Annotated in this window: 27 protein-coding genes and 1 riboswitch; of the genes, 16 read left to right on the top strand and 11 right to left on the bottom strand. The window is 59.0% G+C overall.

The window, feature by feature from the left end:
• Window positions 1-47: 47 nt before the first annotated feature.
• Window positions 48-148, bottom strand: a riboswitch (guanidine-I (ykkC/yxkD leader).
• A 431-nt stretch (window positions 149-579) separates the two neighbouring features.
• Window positions 580-1,032, top strand: coding sequence for a hypothetical protein (locus H7698_RS08620; RefSeq protein WP_194691132.1), 453 nt, complete (start codon window positions 580-582; stop codon window positions 1,030-1,032).
• 112 nt (window positions 1,033-1,144) lie between these two features.
• On the opposite strand, the gene H7698_RS08615 is transcribed toward H7698_RS08620, so the two are convergent.
• The gene (locus H7698_RS08615; protein ID WP_194691131.1) at window positions 1,145-2,257 is read right to left on the bottom strand and encodes an enoyl-CoA hydratase/isomerase family protein; all 1,113 of its coding nucleotides are present in this window, start codon (window positions 2,255-2,257) and stop codon (window positions 1,145-1,147) included.
• A gap of 132 nt (window positions 2,258-2,389) precedes the next feature.
• Between H7698_RS08615 and ung the strand changes: the two genes are divergently transcribed.
• Window positions 2,390-3,082: a uracil-DNA glycosylase gene (gene ung, locus H7698_RS08610; RefSeq protein ID WP_162439451.1), complete on the top strand. Its 693-nt coding sequence runs from the start codon at window positions 2,390-2,392 to the stop codon at window positions 3,080-3,082.
• A gap of 93 nt (window positions 3,083-3,175) precedes the next feature.
• Here the strand turns inward: ung and H7698_RS08605 are convergent, their stop codons facing one another.
• From H7698_RS08605 to H7698_RS08590, 4 genes are read right to left on the bottom strand one after another with little or no spacing between them, the layout of a single operon-like run.
• Window positions 3,176-4,210, bottom strand: a complete 1,035-nt coding sequence (locus H7698_RS08605) for an AbrB family transcriptional regulator (protein WP_162439452.1) — start codon at window positions 4,208-4,210, stop codon at window positions 3,176-3,178.
• A complete protein-coding gene (locus H7698_RS08600) occupies window positions 4,203-5,717 on the bottom strand; it encodes a tripartite tricarboxylate transporter permease (protein WP_162439453.1) in 1,515 nt (504 codons plus the stop codon). Before H7698_RS08600 ends, H7698_RS08605 begins: the two co-directional genes overlap by 8 nt.
• A gap of 1 nt (window position 5,718) precedes the next feature.
• Window positions 5,719-6,177, bottom strand: coding sequence for a tripartite tricarboxylate transporter TctB family protein (locus H7698_RS08595; RefSeq protein ID WP_162439454.1), 459 nt, complete (start codon window positions 6,175-6,177; stop codon window positions 5,719-5,721).
• Window positions 6,178-6,237: 60 nt separating this feature from the next.
• Window positions 6,238-7,215, bottom strand: a complete 978-nt coding sequence (locus H7698_RS08590; protein ID WP_162439455.1) for a Bug family tripartite tricarboxylate transporter substrate binding protein — start codon at window positions 7,213-7,215, stop codon at window positions 6,238-6,240.
• 385 nt (window positions 7,216-7,600) lie between these two features.
• Between H7698_RS08590 and H7698_RS08585 the strand changes: the two genes are divergently transcribed.
• Window positions 7,601-8,272, top strand: a complete 672-nt coding sequence (locus H7698_RS08585) for a response regulator (RefSeq protein ID WP_162439456.1) — start codon at window positions 7,601-7,603, stop codon at window positions 8,270-8,272.
• Window positions 8,265-9,650 carry a sensor histidine kinase gene (locus tag H7698_RS08580; protein WP_162439457.1) on the top strand — a complete coding sequence of 462 codons (1,386 nt, stop codon included), beginning with the start codon at window positions 8,265-8,267 and terminating at the stop codon, window positions 9,648-9,650. The genes H7698_RS08585 and H7698_RS08580 overlap by 8 nt, the downstream gene beginning before the upstream one ends.
• A gap of 38 nt (window positions 9,651-9,688) precedes the next feature.
• On the opposite strand, the gene H7698_RS08575 is transcribed toward H7698_RS08580, so the two are convergent.
• Window positions 9,689-10,510, bottom strand: a complete 822-nt coding sequence (locus H7698_RS08575; RefSeq protein ID WP_162439458.1) for an HDOD domain-containing protein — start codon at window positions 10,508-10,510, stop codon at window positions 9,689-9,691.
• 36 nt (window positions 10,511-10,546) lie between these two features.
• Window positions 10,547-11,488 (bottom strand): CAF17-like 4Fe-4S cluster assembly/insertion protein YgfZ, encoded by a 942-nt coding sequence (gene ygfZ / locus H7698_RS08570; RefSeq protein ID WP_194691130.1) that lies wholly within the window; start codon window positions 11,486-11,488, stop codon window positions 10,547-10,549.
• Between the two features lie 149 nt (window positions 11,489-11,637).
• On the opposite strand from ygfZ, the gene H7698_RS08565 reads away from it, so the two are divergent.
• Window positions 11,638-11,892, top strand: coding sequence for an FAD assembly factor SdhE (locus tag H7698_RS08565; protein ID WP_045058777.1), 255 nt, complete (start codon window positions 11,638-11,640; stop codon window positions 11,890-11,892).
• Window positions 11,876-12,328, top strand: coding sequence for a protein YgfX (locus H7698_RS08560; protein WP_194691129.1), 453 nt, complete (start codon window positions 11,876-11,878; stop codon window positions 12,326-12,328). Before H7698_RS08565 ends, H7698_RS08560 begins: the two co-directional genes overlap by 17 nt.
• Here the strand turns inward: H7698_RS08560 and nadB are convergent.
• On the bottom strand, window positions 12,297-13,913 hold the full coding sequence (gene nadB, locus H7698_RS08555; RefSeq protein WP_162439461.1) for an L-aspartate oxidase: 1,617 nt from the start codon (window positions 13,911-13,913) through the stop codon (window positions 12,297-12,299). The two genes, H7698_RS08560 and nadB, sit on opposite strands and share 32 nt — an antisense overlap.
• A gap of 557 nt (window positions 13,914-14,470) precedes the next feature.
• On the opposite strand from nadB, the gene rpoE reads away from it, so the two are divergent.
• From rpoE to H7698_RS08535, 4 genes are all read left to right on the top strand, one after another.
• Window positions 14,471-15,052 carry an RNA polymerase sigma factor RpoE gene (gene rpoE, locus H7698_RS08550; RefSeq protein ID WP_007944079.1) on the top strand — a complete coding sequence of 194 codons (582 nt, stop codon included), beginning with the start codon at window positions 14,471-14,473 and terminating at the stop codon, window positions 15,050-15,052.
• Window positions 15,053-15,083: 31 nt separating this feature from the next.
• The gene (locus tag H7698_RS08545; RefSeq protein WP_194691128.1) at window positions 15,084-15,671 is read left to right on the top strand and encodes a sigma-E factor negative regulatory protein; all 588 of its coding nucleotides are present in this window, start codon (window positions 15,084-15,086) and stop codon (window positions 15,669-15,671) included.
• Between the two features lie 8 nt (window positions 15,672-15,679).
• Complete coding sequence (locus H7698_RS08540; protein ID WP_194691127.1) at window positions 15,680-16,636, top strand: MucB/RseB C-terminal domain-containing protein; 957 nt, start codon at window positions 15,680-15,682, stop codon at window positions 16,634-16,636.
• 181 nt (window positions 16,637-16,817) lie between these two features.
• Window positions 16,818-18,251, top strand: coding sequence for a DegQ family serine endoprotease (locus H7698_RS08535; protein WP_194691126.1), 1,434 nt, complete (start codon window positions 16,818-16,820; stop codon window positions 18,249-18,251).
• Between the two features lie 85 nt (window positions 18,252-18,336).
• Here H7698_RS08535 and H7698_RS08530 read toward each other — a convergent pair whose 3' ends face one another.
• Window positions 18,337-19,770, bottom strand: coding sequence for a M48 family metalloprotease (locus tag H7698_RS08530; protein ID WP_194691125.1), 1,434 nt, complete (start codon window positions 19,768-19,770; stop codon window positions 18,337-18,339).
• A 98-nt stretch (window positions 19,771-19,868) separates the two neighbouring features.
• Here H7698_RS08530 and H7698_RS08525 point away from each other — a divergent pair, with 98 nt between their 5' ends.
• Window positions 19,869-20,108 (top strand): sulfurtransferase TusA family protein, encoded by a 240-nt coding sequence (locus H7698_RS08525; protein WP_028621876.1) that lies wholly within the window; start codon window positions 19,869-19,871, stop codon window positions 20,106-20,108.
• A gap of 31 nt (window positions 20,109-20,139) precedes the next feature.
• Window positions 20,140-21,210, top strand: coding sequence for an AI-2E family transporter (locus H7698_RS08520; RefSeq protein ID WP_162439466.1), 1,071 nt, complete (start codon window positions 20,140-20,142; stop codon window positions 21,208-21,210).
• Between the two features lie 145 nt (window positions 21,211-21,355).
• Here the strand turns inward: H7698_RS08520 and H7698_RS08515 are convergent, their stop codons facing one another.
• Both H7698_RS08515 and H7698_RS08510 read right to left on the bottom strand, forming a co-directional pair.
• Window positions 21,356-21,829, bottom strand: a complete 474-nt coding sequence (locus H7698_RS08515) for a peroxiredoxin (protein ID WP_162439467.1) — start codon at window positions 21,827-21,829, stop codon at window positions 21,356-21,358.
• Between the two features lie 11 nt (window positions 21,830-21,840).
• Window positions 21,841-22,401, bottom strand: a complete 561-nt coding sequence (locus H7698_RS08510; RefSeq protein ID WP_162439468.1) for a glycine cleavage system protein R — start codon at window positions 22,399-22,401, stop codon at window positions 21,841-21,843.
• A gap of 328 nt (window positions 22,402-22,729) precedes the next feature.
• Between H7698_RS08510 and dapA the strand changes: the two genes are divergently transcribed.
• The 4 genes from dapA to purC are packed head-to-tail and all read left to right on the top strand — an operon-like array spanning window position 22,730 to window position 26,246.
• A complete protein-coding gene (gene dapA / locus H7698_RS08505; RefSeq protein WP_194691124.1) occupies window positions 22,730-23,608 on the top strand; it encodes a 4-hydroxy-tetrahydrodipicolinate synthase in 879 nt (292 codons plus the stop codon).
• A gap of 17 nt (window positions 23,609-23,625) precedes the next feature.
• Window positions 23,626-24,741 carry an outer membrane protein assembly factor BamC gene (gene bamC, locus H7698_RS08500; RefSeq protein ID WP_162439470.1) on the top strand — a complete coding sequence of 372 codons (1,116 nt, stop codon included), beginning with the start codon at window positions 23,626-23,628 and terminating at the stop codon, window positions 24,739-24,741.
• A gap of 4 nt (window positions 24,742-24,745) precedes the next feature.
• Window positions 24,746-25,504 (top strand): MBL fold metallo-hydrolase, encoded by a 759-nt coding sequence (locus H7698_RS08495; protein ID WP_194691123.1) that lies wholly within the window; start codon window positions 24,746-24,748, stop codon window positions 25,502-25,504.
• Window positions 25,505-25,532: 28 nt separating this feature from the next.
• A complete protein-coding gene (gene purC, locus H7698_RS08490) occupies window positions 25,533-26,246 on the top strand; it encodes a phosphoribosylaminoimidazolesuccinocarboxamide synthase (protein ID WP_194691122.1) in 714 nt (237 codons plus the stop codon).
• Window positions 26,247-26,316 lie beyond the last annotated feature (70 nt).

The raw sequence follows: 26,316 nt of genomic DNA, 5'->3' as shown, positions 1-26,316 counted from the left end.
TGATCAAGGGCGGACAGGAGGCAACGCGGCACCGCTAGCGGTGGCTTGTCTCCCGGGCTTTTGTCCCGCCGTGTAACCTCAACTGGAGGTCGCCAACTCTCGGACCAGTCACTCGCCTTAGCGAGCCGGAACCCTAGTCAGCCATTGCAAATTGTGGTGCCGCGAACCTGTAGTGACTCCTGCACGGGATTGTTAAAGCGAGAGGCGTGCCAAGTCCGTCTGAAGGCTCTAGCGTGGGCGTTCAACTGCATAGTCGATAAGGGGTGCAGGGTTGATTGCCTTGGGATGGTGCAGAGGTGCACTGCAATGGAACGTCCACACTGCTGATGTCAGGACGGTGGCGTGTAGCCAATACACGCCGAACACGGGCCCGCATCATTTCAGCGGTGGATACAGCCGCCTGCACCATCAATCAGCGAGTGAATGGATGAAAAACCTTTCATCGGCTAGATGTTTCAACTTGTTGCTGGGGCGCACCAGATTCTGAAATCGATGTCTTATCTTTCGACAGTCACCGAATAATTGACTGTCGCCTGCCAGCGTCGCTGGTATGGCTCACTCGCGGTCCAGGAGGCCGCCATGCTCTGTCGAAAACAGCTCCGCCGAATTCTTCTTATTGCAGTAGTGGGATTGTCCTTAGGGGCGTGCGTGCCTTATTCCGATGGAGGATCCAGCTACTACAGTTCCGAGGTCTACACCTCGCCAGCACCTGCCTATTACTCAAGTGGCGCCACCTACTATTCGGGTGGTGGAGGTTATTACACCCAGCCTCGCCGGTACTACGCCCCTCCGGCGCGGTACTACCAGCCAACCCCCCGGTATTACCACCAGCCGCGGGTTTATCAACCGGCACCGCGCTATTACCAGTCGGCGCCACGGGCGCATTATCGGGCTCATCAGAATCATGGGTGGGACGGCCGCAATCGCGGTGGGAACAATGACTATCGAGGGGGCGGGCGTAACAATAATCACGGTGGACGAGGCGATCACAACGGCCGTGGTGACAATGGTGGACGGGGTGGTCATCGCTAGGTTGTAGAAAAATCCATGTGGGAGCGAGCCTGCTCGCGATTGCGATGTATCAGTCGACGTTAAAGTTGGCTGATACGCCGTCATCGCGAGCAGGTTCGCTCCCACATTTCGTTCAGTATTCCCCCAGATCCGCCAATGGATGCCGGCCTTCCCATGCCTTATGGAAGTGCGCTTCGACCACAGCATCCGGCACAGTGTTGATGTCTGGCCAATGCCAGTGCGGCTTCTGATCCTTGTCGATCAATCGCGCCCGCACGCCTTCGCTGAACTCGGGGTGACGGCAGCAGTTGAGGCTCAGGGTGTATTCCATCTGGAAAACCTGCGCGAGCGACAGGTGTCGGGCGCGGATGATCTGCTCCCACACCAGGTGCGCGGTCAGCGGTGAACCTTCGCTCATGGTTCGGGCGGCGCGACTGAGCAACAGGTCCGTGTGATCGCGCTGTTGGCTGATGGCCTTCCAGGCGCAACGTACGTCGCTGACATCCAGAAGCTCGTCGATTTGCTGGCGTCTGGGCAGCCATTGAGCCTCGGGCATTTGCCCAAGGGCTTCCTGTTGCAGGGCCTTGAGCAGGCTGTTGAGCTGCATCGATGTCTGCTCCTGCCAATTCAACTGCAACAGGCCTTCAAGCAGCTGTTCCTGTTGTTCATCGAGCAGGAAGCGGTCGGCCAGGTCCAGATCAATGGCATCGCGACCATTCATGTGTGCACCGGTCAAACCGAGAAACAAGCCGAGCTTGCCGGGCAGGCGGGACAGGAACCAGCTGGCGCCAACATCGGGGTAGAGGCCAATACTGATTTCCGGCATCGCCAAGCGACTGCTGGGCGTGACAATCCGGATGCTCGCGCCTTGCAGCAGACCCATGCCGCCGCCGAGCACGTAGCCATGGCCCCAGCAGATCAGCGGTTTGGGATAGGTGTGCAGGTTGAAGTCCAATCGGTACTCCGCCGCAAAAAACTGCGCAGCCAGGGGCGGTACTTCACCCGGATGTGCGCGGCAGGCTTCTACCAGGCTACGGACTTCGCCGCCGGCGCAGAATGCCTTGGCCCCGTTGCCGCGCAGGAGGACGCAGACGATTTGCGGTTCCTTGGCCCAGGCGTCCAGTTGATCGCTCAGGGCGTTGATCATCGGCAACGACAGGGCGTTCAGGGACTTTTCGGCATCCAGGCTTGCTACGCCAATGCGTGCGCCGTCGGTGCCGGTGAGTTCTTCGAAGTGCAGATTCATCGTGACCTCGATCGGGAATTTGAGCGTTCAGTATGATCGCTGTGCAAGAAAGTGCCGGTTCTGCGTCAGATCAATTGACAAGCGTGATGGGCCTTCTTAGGGTTCGCCCCATTGTTTTTGCCGGATGTAACCATGACTGCTGACGACCGTATCAAACTCGAACCGAGCTGGAAGGAGGCACTGCGTGCTGAGTTCGACCAGCCCTACATGACAGAGTTGCGCAACTTCCTGCAACAGGAACGTGCGGCGGGCAAGGAGATCTATCCGCCGGGACCGATGATTTTCAATGCGCTCAACTCGACACCGCTGGACAAGGTGAAAGTCGTCATCCTGGGGCAGGATCCCTATCACGGCCCGGGCCAGGCCCATGGCTTGTGTTTCTCGGTGCAGCCGGGCGTGCCGGCGCCGCCTTCGCTGGTGAACATCTATAAAGAGTTGAAGCGCGACTTGAACATCGACATCCCGAGCCATGGCTACCTGCAAAGCTGGGCCGATCAAGGCGTGCTGATGATCAACACCACCATGACGGTGGAGCGGGCAAGTGCCAATGCGCACAAGGACAAGGGCTGGCAGTTTTTTACGGACCGGATCATTGAGGTGGTCAGCCAGCATCAGCCGCATCTGGTGTTCATGCTGTGGGGTGCGCATGCCCAGAGTAAACAGAAACTGATCGATGCGACCAAGCACCTGGTGCTGACGTCGGTGCATCCGTCGCCGCTGTCCGCTTATCGTGGGTTTTTGGGTTGCGGGCATTTCAGCCGGACCAATAAATTTCTTGAGCAGAATGGCGAGACGCCGATTGAGTGGCGGTTGCCGCCGGTTTGAAAAGCATCGCCAGCAGGCCGGCTCCCACATTGGTCTATGGTTTTCACAAAACCTGTGGAAGCCAGCCTGCCGGCGATGATTTCAACTCGTTCTTTACTCTGGACTACGGTTCCAGTACTTGAACAACGGCTCCGCCAGAAACAACACAAACAACAGCCGCATCACCTGCATCGCCGTCACCAACGGCACCGACAGTTGCAGGGTCTCCGCCGTGAGGCTCATCTCGGCAATGCCGCCGGGCATCATGCCCAGTGTCAGCGAACGCAAATCCAGGTGGGTCAGCGCACTCAACCCCAGCGCCGCTACGGTTGCGATCAACATGGTCAGCACCGTGCCGATCAAGGTGCGCCCCATGAACGATGGTGCGCGACGGAAAAACTGTCGATTGAAGTGGCAACCCAGGCCACTGCCGATGAGCCATTGGCCGATCTGGCTGCCGCCGTCGGGCAATCCGATGTGCAGATCCCAACCAATGCTCACCGCCGCACTCACCAGCAAAGGGCCGAACAGCCACGGGTTGGGTTGACGCAGACGTTCCCACAGCCAGGCAGCCAAGGCACCTGCCGGGAAAAGAACCGCCAGCCACCACCAGTTGACGGCGGAAGGGTGAAACACCGGTGCTCCGTCGCCTAGCAAATACTTGAACGCTGCCGGTACACACAGAACCACCACCAACACCCGCAAACTTTGCCCGGCCGCGACGCGACTGAGTACTGCACCGTTGCGGGCGCCGAGGTTGACCATCTCGCCTGAACCGCCAGGCATGCTGGAAAAGAACGCGGTGGCGCGATCTTCACCGGTACGGCGCATCAACCAGACCCCGACCACGGCGGACAGGCTGGTGACCAACGCACCGAAGAAGATCAAACCGAAGTGGCTCAGCACCTGCTCCATCACCACCGGGGTGAAGTGCAGGCCGATACCGATACCGACCACCCACTGGCCGCATTTGCGGCCACCAGGGATTTCCGCCAGCTGCCAGGGTGTCAGGCAGCGCACCAGGATGATCGCCAGCAACGACCCGACCATCCACGGCAATGGCCAGCCGATCAGACTGGCCAGGTAACCGCCCAGCGCGCCGACCAGCGGCGTACCCCACCAGGCGTTGAACGGTGTGCGATCAGACATCGGCCACAACGCGCCGGGCGACAGAACGTTTGCGCCAGATCCGCAGAAGCGGCATCAGCAACATCACTGCGGTCAGTACCCAGACACCGAACGTGATCGGGCTCGACCAGAGGATTTCCAGTGCACCGTTGGAAATCGACAAGGCGCGACGCAGGTTCTGTTCCATCAGGCCGCCGAGGATGAAGCCCAGCAGCACCGGGGACAGCGGGAAGTCCAGCTTGCGCAGGATGTAACCGAAGATGCCGATCCCGATCATCAGGAACAAGTCGAACGTGGTCGCATGCACCGCGTAGACGCCGATGCCGGTGATGATCGCGATAACGGGCACCAGTGCCCAGTTCGGCACAGCGAGGATGCGGGTGAAGATGCGGATCATCGGGATGTTGAGGATCACCAGCATGATGTTGGCGACGAACAACGACGCGATCAGGCCCCAGACGATGTCCGGCTGTTGCTGGAACAGCAGGGGACCCGGGGTGATGTTGTACAGCGACAGCGCGCCGATCATCACCGCGGTGGTACCCGAACCCGGAACGCCGAGGGTCAGCATTGGCACCAGTGCGCCACACGCTGCGCCGCCGATGGCGGTTTCAGGTGCCGCGAGTCCGCGCATGTCGCCCTGGCCGAACGTGCCTTTGGCACCGGCGATGCGTTTCTCGGTCATGTAGGCCACAGCGCTGGCCAGTGTTGCACCGGCGCCTGGCAGTACGCCCATGATGAAGCCGAGCACGCCACAACGCAGGTTCACCACGAACACCGCCGAGGCTTCCTTGAAGTTGAACATCATCCGTCCGGTGGCTTTCACCGCTTCCTGGCCGTGATGGGTTTTTTCCAGCAGCAGGAGAATTTCACTGATAGAGAACAGGCCCAGCACCAGTACGACGAATTGAATGCCGTCGGTGAGGTGGATGTTGTCCCCGGTGAATCGATACACGCCGCTGTTGGCATCGATCCCGACCGTGGACAGGAACAGGCCGATCAAGGCGGCAATAAACGTCTTCAACGGACGATCGCCGGCCATGCCGCCCAGGCAGACAATCGCGAAGACCATCAGCACGAAGTATTCCGCCGGCCCAAAGGCAATCGCCCATTTCGCCAGCAGCGGCGCGAACAGCACCATGCCGCAGGTGGCAATGAACGCACCGATGAACGAGCTCCACGCCGACAGCGACAGTGCCACGCCGGCCAGGCCTTTACGGGCCATCGGGTAACCGTCGAGGGTGGTCATCACGGTGGAGGCTTCGCCCGGGATGTTCAGGAGGATCGAGCTGATCCGGCCGCCGTATTCGCAGCCCAGGTACACCGCTGCCAACAGAATCAGCGCTGACTCTGGCGGCAAGCCAAGGGCGAATGCGATCGGGATCAACAACGCTACGCCGTTGATCGGTCCCAGGCCCGGCAACAGGCCGACGACCGTACCGATCAGGGTGCCGCAGAGCGCTGTCACCAGGTTGTACGGGCTCAGCGCAACGCCGAAACCCTGACCCAAATAACCAAGAGTATCCATATCAGTTCTCCAGAACGTCGAGCAGGCCCAGAGGCAGCGGCACGTCCATCAACTTGTCGAACAGCAGGTAGAGACCGATCGCCATCAGGCTGATGATCACTGTGCTGGGCACCCAGCGACCGCCATACAGGCGTGCCATCGGAATGCCGACCAGGATGCTGGCCACAATGAACCCAAGGGGTTCGAAGGTGCCGGCGAATACCAGCAGCAGCACGACGCAAATCGCGATTTTGGTCAGGGTTTCACGGTCCATCGGGGGTTCATCAGCGTCGTGCTTGATCGGCGCCGGGCGAAATACCATGTACAGCAGCGCCAGGCCCATCAGGCCGAGCATCAGCAGTGGAAAGGCCCGAGGCCCCACCGGTTCGTAGGAAAAAGCGGCCTGATACGGCCATGCCATCAGTGCCAGGCCGACGCAGGCCAGCAACAGCACCGAAGCAAAAATGCGTTGTAAGAGCATGGGGAACTCCTGTGCCGCGTCCCCTCGATCATCGGGGACGCAGCCGCTGGACAGAGGCGATTACTGAATCAGGCCGAATTCTTTGGCCAACACTTTGTAATCCGACACTTGCTTCTTCACGTACGTGTCCAGCTCCGGACCGGTCATGGCGAACGGGAACAGTTCGCGCTGATCGCGCAGCTTGGCGAACTCTTCGGAAGCGAGGAGTTTGTCGAAGGCGTCTTTCCACCAGGCGTAGTCTTCATCGCTGACTTTTGGCCCGAGGTAGAAGCCGCGAACCACTGGCCAGACGATGTCGTAGCCCTGCTCCTTAGCCGTCGGAATGTCTTTCATTTCCGGCTCGTCCAGGCGTTTTTCGGAGAACACGGCCAACAAGCGCATGTCGCCACTCTGGATGTGCGGCATGGAGTCGGAGATGTCCGTGCTGCCGACCTGGATATGGCCGCCAAGCAGTGCCGTGGCGATTTCACCGCCGCCTTCGAGGGCAACGTAACGCAGGTCGCGGGGATTGATGCCGGCTGCTTTGGCGATCAGCGCGGTTTGCATCCAGTCCTGACTGCCGACGGTGCCGCCGGAACCGATGACGACTTTGCTCGGGTCTTTTTTCAGCGCCTGGACCAGGTCGTCCAGGGTCTTGTAGGGCGAATCGCTTTTCACCGCGATAGCGCCGTAGCTGGTGCCGACGGCGGCCAGCCAGCGCACGGCGTTCTCATCGAAACGACCGAATTTGCCTTGCGCCAGGTTCAACAATGAACCGCTGGACCACGCCACCAGAGTGCCGGCGTCGGCCGGACGTTGAGCGACCACTGCGTTGTAGGCCACGGCGCCTACACCGCCGGGCATGTAGGTCACACGCATTGGTTTGCTCAGCAGCTTTTCGTTGACCAGCGCGCTCTGCACCAGTTTGCAGGTGAGGTCGAAACCACCACCTGGCGAGGCTGGGGCAATGCATTCCGGGCGTTTTGGTTCGGCCATCAGTTGGCCGGCAAACAGCATGCAGCTGGCGGCGAGGGCGAAACGGCGCAGTGATCGATTCATGATGTCTCCACAGGAGTTATTGTTTTTCGAGATGAGTCAGGCGAGGCGGGTTCGCACCGTGCAACCGGTAGCGGCGCTGGCAAGCGGTGGAGATTCAGGGAAAGGGTAGGGCGGGACAGCCTGGCGCTGTAATAACGGCATGGTGCAGTACCTCGGTTATTGTTCTTATTGGCGAAAACGCATCAAGGCGTTTTTCGGGAGCTACATTTCAAAGCACGAGTTGATGGCTTGCAGTCGAAACCATCCGTGGGCCGACTCTAACGGCTCAACCTTTCGCTAACCTTTCAGCAGCCTTTCACGGTTTTCGGGCTTCACAGCGACGGATGCGGCTGTAAACTTCGCGCCAAAGAATGGCGTCGACCATCCCTGAATGAGGTAATGATCCATGCGTGTCCTGCTCGTCGAAGACCATCTGCAGCTCGCTGAAAGTGTCGCTCAGGCGCTCAAGGGCACAGGGCTGACCGTGGACGTTTTGCACGATGGCGTGGCCGCTGACCTGGCCTTGAGCAGCGAGGAATACGCCATGGCAATTCTCGACGTCGGGCTGCCGCGCATGGACGGATTCGAAGTGCTCGCGCGCCTGCGTTCTCGGGGTAAAAACTTGCCGGTGTTGATGCTGACCGCGCGCAGCGACGTGAAGGATCGGGTGCATGGCTTGAACCTGGGCGCCGATGACTACCTGGCCAAACCTTTCGAACTGACGGAGCTCGAAGCGCGAGTCAAAGCCTTGTTGCGGCGCAGTGTGCTGGGCGGTGAACGGCAGCAGACCTGCGGGGTGCTGGCCTATGATCTGGACACCCGGCGCTTCACCCTCGGCGAAGAATTGCTGACGCTGACTTCTCGCGAGCAAGCCGTACTTGAGGCGTTGATCGCGCGTCCCGGTCGGGTGATGAGCAAAGAGCAACTGGCCTCCCAGGTGTTCGGGCTGGATGAAGAAGCCAGCCCGGATGCCATAGAGATCTACGTCCACCGTTTGCGCAAAAAACTCGACGGCCACCCGGTCGCCATCGTGACCTTCCGCGGTCTCGGCTATTTGCTGGAAAGTCGTGATGCATAAGCCCAGCAGCCTGCGTTGGCGGTTGCTGTGGAACCTCGCGCTGTTGCTGGTGGTGTTGATGCTGGCCAGTGGATTGAGTGCTTACTGGAACGGGCGCGAAGCCGCCGACACCGCTTATGACCGCACGTTGCTGGCCTCCGCGCGAACCATCGCCGCTGGTGTTTCGCAGCGTGACGGTACGCTCAGCGCCGATGTGCCTTATGTGGCCCTCGACACCTTCGCTTACGACAGTGCGGGGCGCATTTTTTACCTGGTCAACGACATCCACCAGAATTTGATTTCCGGGTACGAAAACCTTCCACCGCCGCCGCCGGGAACACCTCGCACGGATGACTATCCCGCACTGGCGCGCTTCTACAACGCCAAGTATCAGGGCCAGAACGTCCGAGTGGTCAGCCTGCTCAAACCGGTGAGCGAGCCGAACATGAACGGCATGGCGGAGATTCGTGTCGCAGAAACCGATGAGGCACGGGTCAGCATGGCGCGCAGCCTGGCGGCGGATACGTTGCTGCGGTTAGGGATGCTGGCGATCGGTGCGCTGCTGATGGTGTGGTTTGCGGTCAGTGCGGCATTGCGTCCGCTGGAACGTTTGCGCACCGCAGTGGAAGAGCGTCAGCCGGACGATTTGCGGCCGTTGCCGTTGGTGGAAGTGCAGCATGAGCTGGGGCCATTGGTGCGCGCGCTCAATCACTTTACCGAACGGCTGCGCGGACAGTTCGAGCGTCAGGCGCAGTTCATTGCCGATGCCGCCCATGAGTTGCGTACACCCTTGGCAGCGCTCAAGGCGCGACTTGAATTGGGCCTGCGTTCAACCGAACCGCAGACGTGGCGCAGCACCCTGGAAACGGCGGCCCAAGGCACAGATCGCCTGACGCACCTGGCCAATCAGCTGCTGTCGCTGGCGCGGGTTGAAAACGGGGCGCGTGCGATTGCCGAAGGTGGCGCGCAATTACTCGACCTCAGTCAGTTGGCTCGCGAGTTGGGCATGGCCATGGCGCCACTGGCTCATGCGCGCGGGGTGGCGTTGGCGTTGGAAGCGGACGAGCCGGTGTGGCTGCGCGGTGAGCCGACGCTGTTGAATGAGTTGTTGAGCAACCTGGTGGACAACGCGCTGGCCCACACGCCACCGGGCGGCAACGTGATTTTGCGGGTGACGCCGCCTGCGGTGCTGGAGGTTGAGGACGATGGCCCTGGCATTCCACTCGAAGAGCGCGAGCGCGTGTTCGAGCGCTTTTATCGGCGCAATCAGCAAGTGGCCGGCTCGGGATTGGGGTTGGCGATTGTTGGGGAGATCTGTCGTGCGCACCTGGCGCAGATCAGCCTGCACGATGGCGAGCAGGCCGGGTTGAAGGTGCGGGTGAGTTTTATTGCGGGGTGAGGCTTTTGTGGCAAGGGCGCTGGCCCTCGCCACAGTGATCAGTAAAACATCGAGCGCGATGCTTCCAGATCCTGGCAGACAGCCAGATTGTCAGGGTCAATTCCCAGTTTCTTGAACGCCGGTACGTCGAACGCATTCACTCGCGCAATCGGATGGTCGGTGCCCTTGTGGCAGTACAAACTTGCAACTTGCACTACATCCACATAATCCACTCGCTCGGAATCGCGCTGGAAGTCCAGGTACTGTCCTGGCAACTTCACCAGCTTTTCCGGGAAGTCCCAGACCCTGAGCAGTTTGTCGCCGATCAACGGATGTATCTGGTCGATCACGTGGTTGAGGCTGATGGAGTCGGCCAGCAATTCGTTGTGATCTTCAGCGTACGTGAGAATCGGTAGTACGCCGATCTGGTGCACCAACCCGCCAAGTGCTGCCTGATCCGGTTTGAGCTGGGTGTAGCGGCGACACAGTGCATAGCTGATGCCGGCAATTTCCAGACTCTTGCGCCAGACTTCGCGCATTTTCTGCTCAACCACTTCAGAGCGGGCATTGAAAATCTGTTCCATGACCAGGCCGATGGCCAGGTTGCTGCTGTAATTGACGCCCAGGCGAGTGATGGCCGTGTGCAGGTCAGTCACTTCCTGAGTCGCGCGCAGCAGGGGGCTATTGACGACCTTGATCAGTCGCGCCGACAACGCGGTATCGCGGCCGATCACTTTGCTCAGGGCGCTGACGCTGATTTCCGGGTCTTCAGCGGCCTTGCGAATCTGCAGGGCCACTTCCGGTAATGTTGGCAGAACCAGATCATCGTTGTTGATGGCCGCAACCAAATCCTGTTGGACCTTATCCGCCAGCTCGCTCATTTCGTCTTTCCAGGGGGATTGCGACAGGTGCTGCCTTCAACGCTGGATTTCGCGGTCGCGATCCAGTTCATAAGGCAGGTCGAGCAGTTGCAAGGCAGGCCCTTCGAGCGCGCCCAGGTGGATATCGCCACCTTCTGCTGCTTCGGCTTGCAACACCGCCAGGAGTTCAATGTTTTGCTCGGTGCGCGCAGCAATGACCACTTCGCCGATGGAGCTGGCGTGGGTCGGCGAGAAAAGTTGTGCGCCGGGTTCGGGTAGTTCACTGGCATCCAGCTGCAAGCGGTACAGACGGCGCTTGAGTTTGCCGAGGTATTGCATGCGCGCAACGATTTCCTGGCCGGTGTAGCAGCCTTTCTTGAAGCTGACGGCACCGACGGCTTGCAGGTTGAGCATCTGCGGGATGAACAGCTCGCGGGTAGCAGGCATGACCTGGCCGATCCCGGCGCGGATCTGTCCGAGCAGCCATTGATTGAGATCGCGTTCGGGCAAAACGGCGGGCAGCTTGCCTTTGATGTCATCAGCTTTATCGACGGCGACCCAGAGCTCGGCGCGGTTTGGCGAAACACGGATGGCGATCAGGCCGTCGTTACGGACGACGCTGTCGGTTTCCGCCGGCAAGGCGAGGCCCAGACCGGTCAGTGCGTCATCGCCATGATCAACACCGAAACGAACCCAGGCGTGGCTTTCATCGGTCAGCTTTGATTTGGAAAACACCGCATATTTTTTCAGATCCGCCAGTTGCGGCTCCAACAGCTCTGTCGCCATCGCCAGTAGAACGCCGTCACCTTCGAGCAGGATGCGGAAGCTCGACTGCATGCGGCCTTTCTGGGTACAACGGGCGCCAAGGCTGGCTTGGGTGTCACTCAGGTAATTGAGGTTGCAGGTCAATTGGCCTTGCAGGAATTTGCTGGCGTCCGCGCCTCGAACCGCGAGAACGCCTTCGTGGGACAGGGTGCAGAAAAAAGCGGAATCGGCCATGGGTCATCGCAGGGTAAAGAGTCTGGGGGACATCATAAGGGCGCGCTCTTGAAATGGGTAGTTCACAAAAGCAGCGTATTGACCGACCAAAGCCGACTGTTCGCCTGGACAGGGGGCTGTATACTTGCGGCCTATTTGAGGAGCGCTCCATGGTCGAAAATGTTGAACTGAATCGCCTCTACTGGCACAGCCGCCGCGGCATGCTTGAACTTGACGTGTTGCTGGTGCCTTTCGTAAAGGAAGTTTATCCGCACTTGAACCAGGTTGATCGCGACTGCTACGTCAGGCTGCTGGAGTGTGAAGATCAGGACATGTTCGGCTGGTTCATGGAGCGGGCCGAATCGGAAGATCCGGAGCTTCAGCGCATGGTTCGCATGATTCTGGATCGTGTCCAGCCCAAGTAATTCGTTTGAATGCCGCTGGCATGCCTCACGGCAGTTGCTGGCGGCTTATCTGATCGCCCAGCTGCTCGCGCTGGTTTCGCTATTCCTGCTTTTAATTCCCCTCTGGGCAAGTCTGCTCGGCGCTTTTGCCTGTCTGATACATGGCGCATGGGTGCTGCCTCGGCAAATTCTGCTCGGTCATCCCCAGGCTTTTCGCGGTTTGCGGCGTGACGCCGACGGCTGGCAGTTATGGAATCAAGCGGCGGGTTGGCAGTCGGTACAGCTACGGCCGGACAGCCTGGCATTGCCATTGATAGTGGTGCTGCGTTTTCGCCTGAGGGGGGAGCGGCGCGTGCGGTCGGTCTGTGTGCCCCGGGATTCGCAGGCGGCGGATGTGCACCGACGCCTGCGGGTTCGGCTCAGGTTCAGTCGGCGTAGGTGGGCGGCACCAGAATAGTGTCCAGGGCGACCGGCAGCATGTTCGGGTAGTCGAGCGTGTAATGCAGGCCGCGGCTTTCCTTGCGTTCCATCGCCGAGCAGATCATCAGCTCGGCCACTTGGGCCAGGTTGCGCAGTTCGATCAAATCCCGGCTGACCTTGTAGTTGCTGTAGAACTCGTCGATTTCATCGAGCAGCAGGCGCACGCGGTGTTGCGCTCGCTGCAAGCGTTTATTCGTGCGCACGATGCCGACGTAGTCCCACATGAACCGCCGTAATTCATCCCAGTTGTGCGCAATGATCACGTCTTCATCGGAGTCGGTGACCTGGCTCGCATCCCAGACGGGCAGGGCGATCGGGATCGATACGGCGGGCAGCTGTTCAAGAATGTCTGCCGCAGCCGACCGCGCGTACACAAAACACTCCAGCAACGAATTGCTGGCCATGCGATTGGCGCCGTGCAGGCCGGTAAAGCTGGTTTCGCCGATGGCGTACAGGCCGGGCACGTCGGTGCGGCCGTTTTGATCGACCATCACGCCGCCGCAGGTGTAGTGCGCGGCCGGCACCACTGGAATCGGCTGTTTGGTAATGTCGATGGAAAATTCGAGGCAGCGTTCATAGACCGTCGGGAAGTGCGTCTTGATGAACGACTCGGGCTTGTGACTGATGTCCAGGTAGACGCAGTCAACACCCAAACGCTTCATTTCATGGTCGATGGCCCGGGCGACGATGTCCCGCGGTGCCAGCTCGCCTCGGGGGTCGAAGCGGTGCATGAAGCGTTCGCCATTAGGGAGTTTCAGGTGCGCACCTTCACCGCGAAGGGCTTCGGTGATCAGGAAACTCTTGGCTTGAGGGTGATACAGGCAGGTGGGGTGGAACTGGTTGAATTCCAGGTTCGCCACCCGGCAGCCGGAACGCCAGGCCATGGCAATACCGTCGCCGCAGGCGCCGTCGGGGTTGCTGGTATAGAGGTAGACCTTGGCAGCGCCGCCCGACGCGAGAATCACAAAGCGGGCGCCGTAGGTATCGACTTCGCCAGTGCTGCGATTGAGGACATAGGCGCCGAGGCAGCGATCGCCTTCCAGGCCCAGACGTTTCTCGGTGATCAGGTCGACTGCAACCCGCTGCTCCAGCAGTTCGATGTTGGGTCGTTGCCTGGCTTTATCGAGCAAGGTTCTGAAAATTGCGGCGCCGGTGGCATCGGCTGCATGGATGATGCGTCGATGACTGTGCCCGCCTTCGCGAGTCAGGTGGAATTCGAATCCACCGTCTTCGGTACCGGATTGTTCGTCACGGGTAAAGGGTACGCCCTGGTCGATCAGCCACTGAATGGCTTCTTTACTGTGCTCGACGGTAAAGCGTACGGCGTCTTCGTGGCACAGGCCACCACCGGCATTGAGCGTGTCGTCGACGTGAGACTCAACGGTGTCGGTGTCATCCAGGACGGCAGCAACACCTCCCTGGGCCCAGAACGTCGAGCCATTGGCGAGGTCGCCTTTGCTCAGAACGGCGATGCGCAGATGACCGGGCAAGGTCAGCGCAAGGCTCAAACCGGCAGCGCCGCTGCCAATTACCAGAACATCGTGTTGAAACTGTTGGCTCATTTCAGGATTCCGCTCAATGCGACCCGGGTCGGGGTTGGCGCAAAACTCCCGCAACGGCGAGTCAAGGCAGCCACACAGCCCACTAGTATATAGAGAGGGGGAGCGGCACAATAGCCGAGCCTATATGGCATTGTGAAACTACTGTGACGGAATTTATCGGACGCTTCGTCGGATGTTTTTTTGGCCGGTTCGGCGACAACAGGACTGTATCGTGGATTTAACAGTCTTTTTCTGTTCATATCCGCACAATGTCGGTTCGCACGGCTATAAATATTTGGAACTTTTGCCAAAGGGCCAAGATCAATAGACCGTTGCCCGAATCAAGGGACAGTGTCGGCTTCAACGCGGGATCTGTGGCTGGATCCTTGCCGACGAATCCGATGAAAAGACTATTCGCGCAGCCGGGCTAGCCCGCGCTGCGCTTTTCGTGCGTGCCAAATCAGAGCCCGCAGGAAACTTGCCTGGAGGGGAGAACTTTTGCGAAAAGCCCGAGTCTATGTTTGCAAGTCTGGTCGTTTAGTTATGCAAGCCTCCTCCGAGCTTATCGAGGAGTGTTCATGCTAACCCAGGAAGAGGATCAGCAGCTGGTCGAGCGCGTTCAACGCGGCGACAAGCGCGCTTTCGATCTGTTAGTGCTGAAGTACCAGCACAAAATTCTCGGGTTGATCGTGCGTTTCGTGCACGACACCCATGAAGCCCAGGATGTGGCACAGGAAGCCTTTATCAAGGCTTACCGCGCACTTGGAAATTTTCGCGGAGACAGCGCGTTTTACACGTGGCTTTACCGCATCGCCATCAACACGGCGAAGAACTATCTGGTTTCACGCGGCCGCCGGCCGCCGGATAGCGATGTAAGTTCCGAGGATGCAGAGTTCTACGATGGCGATCATGGCCTCAAGGATCTCGAGTCACCAGAACGTGCGTTGCTGCGGGATGAGATCGAAGGCACCGTCCATCGAACCATTCAGCAACTTCCAGAAGATTTGCGTACGGCCTTAACTTTACGTGAATTCGATGGTCTGAGTTACGAGGACATTGCGGCAGTCATGCAATGTCCGGTGGGTACCGTGCGCTCCCGGATTTTCCGCGCTCGGGAAGCCATCGATAAAGCCCTGCAGCCGTTGTTGCAGGAAAACTAAAGACAGCGGCGATAGCCAAGAGAGGAACGCCATGAGTCGTGAAGCCCTGCAGGAATCGCTGTCCGCAGTGATGGATAACGAAGCGGACGAACTGGAATTGCGTCGGGTATTAAATGCCTTCGACGATGTTGAGACCCGTGAAACCTGGGCTCGTTATCAAATCGCTCGGGCAGTCATGCACAAGGACCTGCTGCTTCCACGCCTGGATATCGCGGCGGCCGTCTCGGCAGCTCTGGCTGACGAAAACGTACCGGTAAAAGCAACCCGCGGTCCTTGGCGTAGCCTGGGTCGCCTGGCAGTTGCTGCATCCGTGACTGTTGCCGTATTGGCCGGTGTTCGCCTGTATAACCAGGACGAAATTGCTGGTGTTGAACTGGCTCAGCAATCCAACCAGCCGACGTTGGCCGTTCCTCAGGTCAAGGGTCCAGCTGTCTTGGCAGGCTATAGTGAGAGTTCGGAAGCAACTGGCCCAATGGCCAATGGCGTTCTGCAAGGTCAGCCAGGCTGGCACGATCAGCGTCTGCCAAGCTATCTGCGCCAACACGCTCAACAGGCTGCATTGAAAGGCACTGAAAGTGCACTGCCGTATGCTCGTGCAGCAAGCCTGGAAAACCGTTAAGGAGGATCATGCGCGCCATACCTCTACTTACGCTTCTGCTCAGTGGCTGGTTCGTTGTTCCAGCCCATGCCGATGAAGCCCAGGACTGGTTGACCCGCCTGGGCCAAGCTGAGCAACAGCAAAGCTTTTACGGTACTTTCGTTTACGAGCGTAACGGTAGTTTTTCTACCCACAACATCTGGCACCGCGTCCAGGATGGCAAGGTCCGCGAGCGTTTACTGCAGCTCGACGGTTCGGCTCAGGAAGTCGTGCGCGTTGATGGACATACTCAATGCGTCAGCGGCACCCTGATTGCGGGGCTTGGAGATTCTCCCAATTCCACCGCGCGTGCACTCGATCCTCAAAAGCTCAAGAATTGGTATGACCTTGCCGTCATCGGCAAATCGCGTGTGGCTGGGCGTCCGGCAGTGATCGTTTCACTGACGCCGCGTGATCAGCATCGATATGGTTTTGAACTGCATCTGGATAAAGAAACCGGCCTGCCGCTTAAATCGTTGTTATTGAACGACAAGGGCCAGTTGCTGGAGCGTTTCCAGTTCACCCAACTGAACACTGCAGATGTTCCCTCTGACAGCGACTTGCGTGCAGGGGCTGATTGCAAGACCGTTAACTTGGACAGTGACAAGGCTTCGGCTGCCAAAGTGACCCAATCCTGGCATTCGGACTGGTTGCCTCCGGGCTTCGAATTGACAAGCAGTAGTGCCCGCAAAGATCCTGAAACCAAAACCCAGGTCAACAGCTTGCTGTACGACGATGGGCTTGCTCGTTTCTCGGTGTTTCTCGAGCCGTTGAACGGTGCAACTGTCACCGATACGCGCACCCAGCTGGGGCCGACCGTTGCCGTTTCTCGGCGCTTGACCACCCCTCAAGGCGAAATGATGGTGACCGTAGTCGGTGAAATTCCAATCGGCACCGCAGAACGGATCGCGCTGTCCATGCGCACCGACGCCACTGCAACCAAGTAGTGAGCCGATATCGAAATGTTTGGTGAGCATTTCAATTTGCAAATACCCCCAAAGTTTTTTATAGGTCAGGGCCTCTCGGCTCTGGCCTTGTTTGTTGTTCCCGGAACAAAAATACCGGCGTATCGTTCCCGGTGTTCCTTGCTCCATATCGCTTAACCATGCTCGTCGTAACGGGAGCCGTATGTCGATACCACGCTTGAAGTCTTACCTTTCCATCTTCGCTACCGTGCTGGTGCTCGGTCAGGCAGTTGCTGTCCAGGCGGTCGAATTGCCTGACTTCACGCAACTGGTCGAGCAAGCCTCGCCCGCCGTTGTGAACATCAGTACCACGCAGAAACTGCCGGACCGTAAAGTGTCCAGCGAGGATATGCCCGACCTTGAAGGCTTGCCGCCGATGTTGCGCGAGTTCTTTGAGCGCGGTATGCCTCAACCCCGCACGCCGCGTTCACCACGGGGTGATCGCCAGCAAGCCCAATCTCTGGGGTCTGGTTTCATCATCTCGTCTGATGGCTACATCCTCACCAACAACCACGTAATTGCCGATGCCGACGAAATTCTCGTCCGTCTCGCCGACCGCAGTGAATTGAAGGCCAAGCTGATCGGCACCGATCCACGTTCTGACGTGGCGCTGCTGAAAATCGAAGGCAAGGATCTGCCAGTACTCAAGCTCGGCAAATCCCAGGACCTGAAAGCTGGCCAATGGGTGGTGGCCATCGGCTCGCCTTTCGGTTTTGACCACACGGTGACGCAAGGTATTGTCAGCGCCATCGGTCGTAGCCTGCCGAACGAAAACTACGTGCCGTTCATCCAGACTGACGTGCCGATCAACCCGGGTAACTCGGGTGGTCCGCTCTTCAACCTGAATGGCGAAGTCGTGGGTATCAACTCGCAGATCTACACCCGCTCCGGTGGTTTCATGGGCGTGTCGTTTGCAATCCCGATCGACGTGGCCATGGATGTGTCCAATCAGTTGAAAAGCGGTGGCAAAGTCAGCCGCGGCTGGTTGGGTGTAGTGATTCAGGAAGTCAACAAGGACCTGGCCGAGTCGTTCGGTCTTGATAAGCCGGCCGGTGCACTGGTCGCGCAGATTCAGGACGATGGCCCGGCTGCCAAGGGTGACTTGCGAGTCGGTGACGTGATCCTCAGCATGAACGGTCAGCCGATCGTCATGTCTGCCGATTTGCCACACCTGGTCGGCGCGTTGAAAGCGGGCTCCAAGGCCAAGCTTGAAGTGATTCGTGACGGTAAGCGTCAGAATGTCGAGCTGACCGTTGGCGCCATTCCGGAAGAAGGCAAAGAGCTGGATGCCTTGCCGAAATCGGGTGTCGAACGCAGCAGCAATCGCCTGGGTGTTTCGGTGGCCGAGCTGACCGATGAACAGAAGAAGACGTTTGATCTCAAAGGCGGCGTCGTCATCAAGGAAGTCCAGGACGGTCCTGCCTCCCTGATCGGCCTGCAGCCTAATGATGTGATCACTCACCTGAACAATCAGGCGATTGGTTCCACCAAGGAGTTCACTGAGATCGCCAAGGCATTGCCGAAGAATCGCTCGGTGTCGATGCGAGTCTTGCGTCAAGGTCGCGCGAGCTTCATTACCTTCAAACTGGCTGAATAAACCGGTTGTTGGTTAAATAAAAAACCGCCTCGAAAGAGGCGGTTTTTTTGTGTCCGGTAATCTCTGAAACCGCTGCTGAATCTGCTCAGCCCATCATGTCTTTGACCATACGCTCTTGCTCCATCAGCTCGCGTTGTCGAGCGTCGATGCGTGACGACAGCGGGAAGTTGCTGCCGGCCTTGCGTTTGGCAAAGTCCAGCTGCTGGATGGCCTGACGGTAGTCGCCCACGAGGGCAAAATATTCAGCGCGTGCCTGATGAAGACCGATGATGTTGCCAGACAAGCCACGCGTCTCGGCTACCTGATACCACACGTCCGGATCATCCGGGCGCGATTTAAGCAGGCCTTCAAGGGCTTTTTCAGCATCGGCGGCGCGATTCTGTTTCAGCAACAGGTCGACACGCACCTGGTTCAGCGGATAGTTGCCGGGGTACTGAGTCAGCATGCGGTCAACGCGCGACTGAGCGTCCGCCAGGCGATTGTTAGTGATGTCCAGGTCCACCTGCGCCAGGTTGTAGATGATCTCGTTCGGCGCCTTATCCAGCAGCAGCTTGAGACTCTCCCGCGCTTCATTCAGCTGGCCACCCTTGATCTGGGCGATTGCCAAACCATAGCGCGCGACATCGTTTTTCGGGTTCTCATCAAGCTGGGCCCTGAAGCGTTTCGCGCCAAGCCCCGGTGTTTCTTCGTAGATCAGTTGAACCCGTGCACGAATCAACTGATAACGCAGGGTGTCTTCTATACCGCCGTGCTTGGCCTGTTCCGCACGGTTTCGGGTGTCGGCAATACGCGATTCGGTGACCGGGTGAGTCAGCAGGAATTCCGGTGGTTTGGCGTCGAAACGATACTGGCGCCCCAGGCGTTCGAACATGCTCGGCATCGAGCGCGGGTCATAACCGGCTTTTTCTAGGTTGAGGATGCCAATGCGGTCGGCTTCCTGTTCATTCTGGCGGGAGAAGCGCCGCTGCTCCTGGATCGCCGCTGCCTGCGTGCCGGCAATCGCCGCGATACCGGCATCGCCGGCGCCTGCCGCAGCAATCACGATCCCGGCCAGCAACGCGGCCATCATCGGCACCTGCATGCGTTGTTGCGCTTCAACACCGCGAGCAAAGTGGCGTTGGGACAAGTGAGCCAATTCGTGAGCGAGTACCGAGGCATATTCGCCTTCGGTCTGGGCATTAAGGAACAAACCGCCGTTGACCCCAACGATCCCGCCCGGCGCCGCAAAGGCGTTGAGCTGCGGGCTGTTGATCAGGATGAACTCCAGGCGCCGGTCATTGACCTGACTGGTTTCGACCAACCGGTAAACGCTGGATTCGACGTAGTCTTTGAGCTGTGGATCGTTGAGCTGCGAGACCTGGCTGCGCAACAGGGCAAGCCAGGCGCGGCCCAGTTGGTATTCCTGTTGCGGCGAGACGATGGCAGAACTGGCGTCGCCAAGTGACGGCAGGTCGTCGGCGAAGCCCGGGGAGGCGAGCAGGCAAGCGAGCGTCAGCAGGGTAGGGCGCAAAAAAGTCATGCACAAAGCCTTAGTCGACAAAGACCTTACTGTAGCCGGACACTTCGCTTCGGACCAGATATTCTAACCCGCTCAATCGCCTGACCCGGAGTGACGCAATGACCGACGCTGTAGCCCATGATGCCGAACTGGACGCCAGTGGCTTGAATTGCCCGTTACCACTGCTCAAGGCCAAGCTGGAACTCAATCGCATGGCCAGCGGCGCGGTACTCAAGGTGATCGCCACGGACGCGGGTTCACAGCGCGACTTCCGCACCTTTGCTCGTTTGGCCGGTCATACGCTGCTTCGCGAGGAAGATGAAGCAGGTGTATACCGCTACTGGTTGAAAAAAGCCTGAAAACCGCAGCGTTCGTTTCTAAGGATTTTTGATGTTCAAAGTGTTACGCGACTGGATCCAGCGCTATTTTTCCGACGAAGAAGCGGTGGTGTTGGCGGTCCTGCTGTTTCTGGCGTTCACCGCTGTATTGACCCTGGGCGGCATGCTCGCGCCAGTGCTGGCCGGCATGGTGCTGGCGTACCTGATGCAAGGGTTGGTGGTAACCCTCGAACGCTTGCGCGTGCCAGGTGGAGCGGCTGTGGGATTGGTGTTCGCGCTGTTCATGGGTGTGTTGCTGGTGTTCATCGTGGTGGTGTTGCCGTTGCTCTGGCATCAGCTGATCACACTGTTCAACGAGCTTCCGGGCATGCTAGCGAAATGGCAGTCGTTGCTATTGCTGCTGCCGGAGCGCTACCCGCATCTGGTATCCGATGAGCAAGTGCTGCGGGCCATCGAAGTGGCGCGAGGCGAGATCGGCAATTTCGGCCAGTGGGCGCTGACGTTCTCCCTGTCGAGCTTGCCGCTGCTGGTGAACATCATGATTTACCTGGTGCTGGTGCCGATCCTGGTGTTTTTCTTTCTCAAGGACCGGGAAATGATCGGTCAGTGGGTGCGCGGCTATCTGCCTCGCGAGCGAGCGCTCATCACTCGTGTCGCCCATGAAATGAACCGGCAGATCGCCAACTACATTCGCGGCAAGGTGATCGAGATCTTCATCTGCGGCGGCGTGACCTACATCGGCTTCGTTGTTCTGGGACTCAACTATGCGGCGTTGCTGGCGCTGTTGGTGGGTGTGTCGGTGGTCGTGCCGTACGTCGGCGCTGTGGTGGTGACCGTGCCGGTACTGCTGATTGCGCTGTTCCAGTGGGGCTGGAGCGATCAGTTCATCTATTTGATGGCGGTCTACGGAATTATCCAGGTCCTGGACGGCAACGTACTGGTGCCGCTGCTGTTCTCGGAAGCCGTGAACCTGCACCCGGTGGCAATCATTTGCGCGGTGCTGTTGTTCGGCGGGCTGTGGGGATTTTGGGGCGTGTTCTTTGCGATACCGCTCGCGACGCTGTTCAAGGCTGTGCTGGATGCCTGGCCTCGGAAGGAGCCGGTGGTGGCGCCGCTGCTTTAACGGTAAATGAAACTGAGGGCCTCATCGCGAGCAGGTCGAATCGTCGCACCGTGGCTCCCACATTGATTCGCGTCTGAATGACCAACGCGGTCAACAGTGGGAGCAAGGCTTGCCCGCGATGGCGCCCTGATGGACGCCACAAAACTCAGCCCTTGTTCAGCGCCTGAGCTGCCGCCAAAACAGCGTCCACATGCCCCGGCACTTTCACGCCACGCCATTCCTGACGCAGCACGCCATCCTTGTCGATCAGGAACGTGCTGCGATCAACACCCATGTATTCCTTGCCATACAGCTTCTTCAGCTTGATCACATCGAACAGCTGGCAAAGGGCTTCTTCCTTGTCGCTGATCAGCTCGAAGTTGAACGCTTGCTTGGCCTTGAAGTTTTCATGGGATTTGAGGCTGTCACGGGACACGCCGAACACTTCAGTGTTGGCAGCCTTGAACGCGTCAAGCTGATCACGAAAACCTTGACCCTGAGTCGTGCAACCCGGCGTGCTGTCCTTCGGATAGAAGTAGATCACCACCTGCTTGCCTTTGAGACTGGCGAGGCTGACGGTCTGCCCGCTAGTGGCAGGCGCTTCGAAGTCGGCAACCGGTTGGTCGATGGCAACGGCCATGAAAAGCTTCCTTACATTGGGTTTTGTGGGCGCCACGGTTCGATCAGGGCATCCAGGTTCAGCGCGTCGGCAAAATCCAGGAACTGATCGCGCAACCAGCTGATCTGCACGCCGGCAGGCAACGTCACGGTAAACGTGGCATTGAGCATGGTGCCGCCGGTTTGAGGGGCTTGATAGGTGTCGCAGGTCAGGTTTTCCAGCTCGACGTTGTGGTCCATGAAGAACTGGCACAGCTCGTTGATGATGTCCGAGCGATAGGCCGAGCTGACATAGGCGACGTACGGCAGGGCCTGGGGACGATTCTCCAGGGCCGCACTGCGCACCACGTTGACGGTGAAAGCGTGCTTCTTGGCCAGGCTCGGCAGGCTGCCTTCCAGGCGCGCCAGGGCGTCCCAGCTGCCGGAAATCTCGAGGACCAACGCGCTGCATTCGCCATGACGCGTCAGGCGAGAGGTGACCACGGCGCAGCGATTTTCATGGCTGGCGCGGCACAGGACGTTAGTCAGCTCCATAGGGTTGGCGCCGAGGGCACTGATGACAAGGAATTGTTCGCGAACTGTGGGGGTGGACATGCAGCATTCCTAAAGCGATGAGCGGTCGATACTTCGATGGGCTCTTGTTACCGGAAACGGGCCTGCGGATGCGAATTCAGAAAACCCGAGTGGCAGGTTGCAACGTGCTCCAGTGTGGCAAGAGCGAAGGGTGGCAACGCTGGATCGGGGCTTGTGATGCCGAAAAAGGAGGCTGAAACACGGCGTACGAGCTTATCAGTACCGATCAAAGTCTGAAGGGTAGCGAAAAGCAGCGCCAAGGGGAATGGCAGCAGCGCAGTACTTCGCTTGTACAAGCATCTTGGCGCCAGTACCATTACCGCTCTCTTTTTCCGGCAGGAGCGGTTGCATGATTGCGGGCAGTATGGTGGCACTGGTCACACCCATGGATGCACAGGGTCGTCTCGACTGGGACAGCCTGAGCAAACTGGTGGACTTTCACCTGCAAAACGGCACCCACGCCATCGTGGCGGTCGGTACTACAGGTGAATCGGCCACCCTCGACGTGAACGAGCACATCGAAGTGATTCGCTTCGTGGTGAAGCAGGTTGCGGGGCGCATCCCGGTGATCGCCGGCACAGGTGCCAACTCCACGCGCGAAGCCATCGAGCTGACCAGCAATGCGAAGTCTGCCGGTGCCGATGCCTGCCTGCTGGTGACGCCGTATTACAACAAGCCGACCCAGGAAGGCCTGTACCAGCACTTCAAAGCCATCGCCGAAGCCGTCGACATTCCGCAGATCCTGTACAACGTGCCAGGCCGCACGGCATGCGACATGCTGACCGAGACGGTGATCCGCCTGTCGACCGTGAAAAACATCATCGGTATCAAGGAAGCCACCGGCGACCTGAAGCGTGCCAAAGCCATCATCGACGGCGTGAGCGACGACTTCCTGGTGATTTCGGGTGACGATCCTACGGCTGTCGAGCTGATCCTGCTGGGCGGCAAGGGCAATATTTCCGTTACTGCCAACGTTGCCCCGCGTGACATGGCCGACCTGTGCAACGCCGCCTTGAAAGGCGATGCCGTCACGGCCCGTGCGATCCATGAAAAGCTGATGCCGCTCAATAAAGCGCTGTTTATCGAATCCAACCCTATTCCCGTGAAATGGGCACTGCATGAAATGGGCTTGATGCCGGACGGTATCCGTCTGCCGCTCACCTGGCTCAGCACTGCCTGTCACGAACCGCTGCGGCAGGCCATGCGCCAGTCCGGCGTCCTGGTTTAATTGAGGAAGCACTACGCATGAAGCGATTGGCCGGACTTTCCGCACTTGCCTTGATCATCTCCAGCACCAGTGGCTGCGGATGGGTCTGGGGCCCGGAAGGTTATTTCCGTGACCGTGGTAGCGATTACCTCGAAGCGCAACAGACTGCACCGATGCAATTGCCGCCGGATGTCACCACCGCCAAACGTCTGGATCCGCTCTTGCCGATCCCGCGCAACGTGGCAGATGACACCGTCAAAGGTGAATACATCGTTCCTCGCCCGCAACCGCTGACGGCCTCGGCTGATGCCAGCGCCTACTCGCTGCAGAAGAGCGGTGATACGCGCTGGATCGTTGCCCAGAACCCACCGGCCGAAGCTTGGCCAGTGGCGGTGCAATTCTTCCAGGACAACGGTTTCCGTCTGGACGAACAGCGCCCGCAAACCGGTGAATTCACCACCACCTGGCAGCACTCCGACGAACTGTCCGCCGCCATGGCCAAGCGCCTGAGCGCCGCCGGTGTCAGCACTGACAGCGAAACCCGCGTGCGGGTGCGCATCGAGCCAGGCGTGCAGCGCAACACCAGTGAAATCTACGTGGTGAGTGCCGAACGTCCTGCTGGCAGCACCGCAGACGTAGACTTCCCTAACCGTTCGGTCAACACCGGGCTGGACGCTGCTCTGGTAGATGACATGCTCGCGAGCATGAGCCGCATTTCCGAGAAGGGCGGCTCCGTCTCCATGCTGGCCTCCCGTGATTTCGATACCCCTAACCGCGTCAGCCTGAGCGAAGACGGTAGCGGCAACCCGGTACTGAACGTGGGTCCTGACCTGGATCGCGCCTGGTCGAGCGTCGGCCGTGCGCTGGAACAGGGCGAATGGCGCGTTGAAGACATCAACCGCAGCCTGGGCCTGTACTACATCAACTTGTCTGAAAAGGCCGAGAAGAAGGACGACAAGCCTGGCTTCTTCAGCAGCCTGTTTGGCAGTGCGCCGAGCAAGGAAGAAGTTGAAGCCCGTGCCGAGCGTTATCAGGTTCGCCTGAGCAAGGTTGGCGAGAACGTCCAGGTCACCGTCGAGAAGAACATCAACACCGTCGCGCCTGCAGAGGTTGCGCGCAAAGTGTTGAGCGTTATTCAGGACAACTTGGGCTGATCACATGCGTTTTGCCGTTCTCGGCAGCGGTAGCCAAGGGAACGGCACGCTGATCGCCAGCGCTGACACGTATGTGCTGGTGGATTGTGGTTTCTCTCTTCGGGAAACCGAAAAACGCCTGTTGCGCCTGGGTGTAAACCCGGCGCAACTGAGCGCGATACTCGTAACCCACGAACATGCCGACCACGTGCATGGCGTGGGTTTACTGTCTCGGCGTTACAATCTGCCTGTCTACCTCAGTCGCGGCACCCTGCGCGGGATGCGCAAACCGATTGAACCTGCGGGCCTTCTGGCTGGCGGCGAGCAACTGCAGATCGGCGCTCTGAACATCGGCGTCATTGCCGTGGCCCACGATGCACAGGAGCCGACGCAGTACGTCTTCAGCGATGGTGAGCGGCGCTTCGGCCTGTTGACCGACCTGGGCTCATACTGCAACAAAGTGCTGGACGGCTATCGGGACCTCGATGCGTTGATGATCGAGTCCAACCATTGCCGTGACATGCTGGCTCGCGGTCACTACCCGTACTTTCTCAAGCAGCGGGTAGGCGGGGAATTGGGACATTTGAACAACCACCAGGCGGCATTCCTGGTGTCCGAGTTGGGCTGGCAAGGCCTGCAACACCTGGTCCTGGCCCATCTGAGCAGCAAGAACAACCTGCCGCAGCTGGCCCGGCAATGTTTTGTCGACACCCTCGGGTGCGATCCGGACTGGCTGCAACTGGCCGATCAAGATTCAGGGCTCGACTGGCGACATATCGCCTAGCCCACCTACTTAGCAAGCGGAGCCCATCATGGAAAAACGTGAAGAACTCTACCGCGGCAAAGCCAAATCGGTTTTCAAAACCGACGACGCTGACCGCTTGATCCTGCTGTTTCGCAACGACACCTCGGCGTTCGACGGCAAGCGCATCGAACAGCTCGACCGCAAAGGCATGGTGAACAACAAGTTCAACGCCTTCATCATGCAGAAACTCGAAGCCGCCGGCGTGCCGACTCAATTCGACAAACTGCTGGGCGACAACGAATGCCTGGTGAAAAAACTCGACATGATCCCGGTCGAGTGCGTCGTGCGTAACTACGCCGCTGGCAGCCTGGTCAAGCGCCTGGGCGTCGAAGAAGGCATGAAGCTCAACCCTTACACCTTCGAACTGTTCCTGAAGGACGACGCCAAGGGCGACCCGTTCATCAACGAATCCCACGTCGTGGCATTCGGTTGGGGCACCGCCGAGCAACTGGCTCGCATGAAAGAACTGTCGCTCAAGGTCAACGAAGTCCTGAACAAACTGTTCGACGACGCCGGCCTGCTGCTGGTCGATTTCAAACTCGAATTCGGCGTATTCAGCGACGGCTCCATCGTCCTGGGCGACGAATTCAGCCCGGACGGCTGCCGCCTGTGGGACAAGGCCACCGGCAAGAAAATGGACAAGGACCGCTTCCGTCAGGGCCTCGGTGACGTCATCGAAGCCTACGAAGAAGTCGCCAACCGTCTGGGCGTACCGCTGTAATCGACGCAAGCATCTGATAGCACAGAAATATTTCGCTTAGGGGGTTCGCTTCCGGCAAAAGTGTTGTTAT

This window comes from Pseudomonas sp. p50(2008) (assembly GCF_015351605.1).
Classification (GTDB): Bacteria; Pseudomonadota; Gammaproteobacteria; order Pseudomonadales; family Pseudomonadaceae; genus Aquipseudomonas.
The sequence above is the reverse complement of the archived record's forward strand: the minus strand, read 5'-3'. Positions and strand labels throughout refer to the sequence as shown.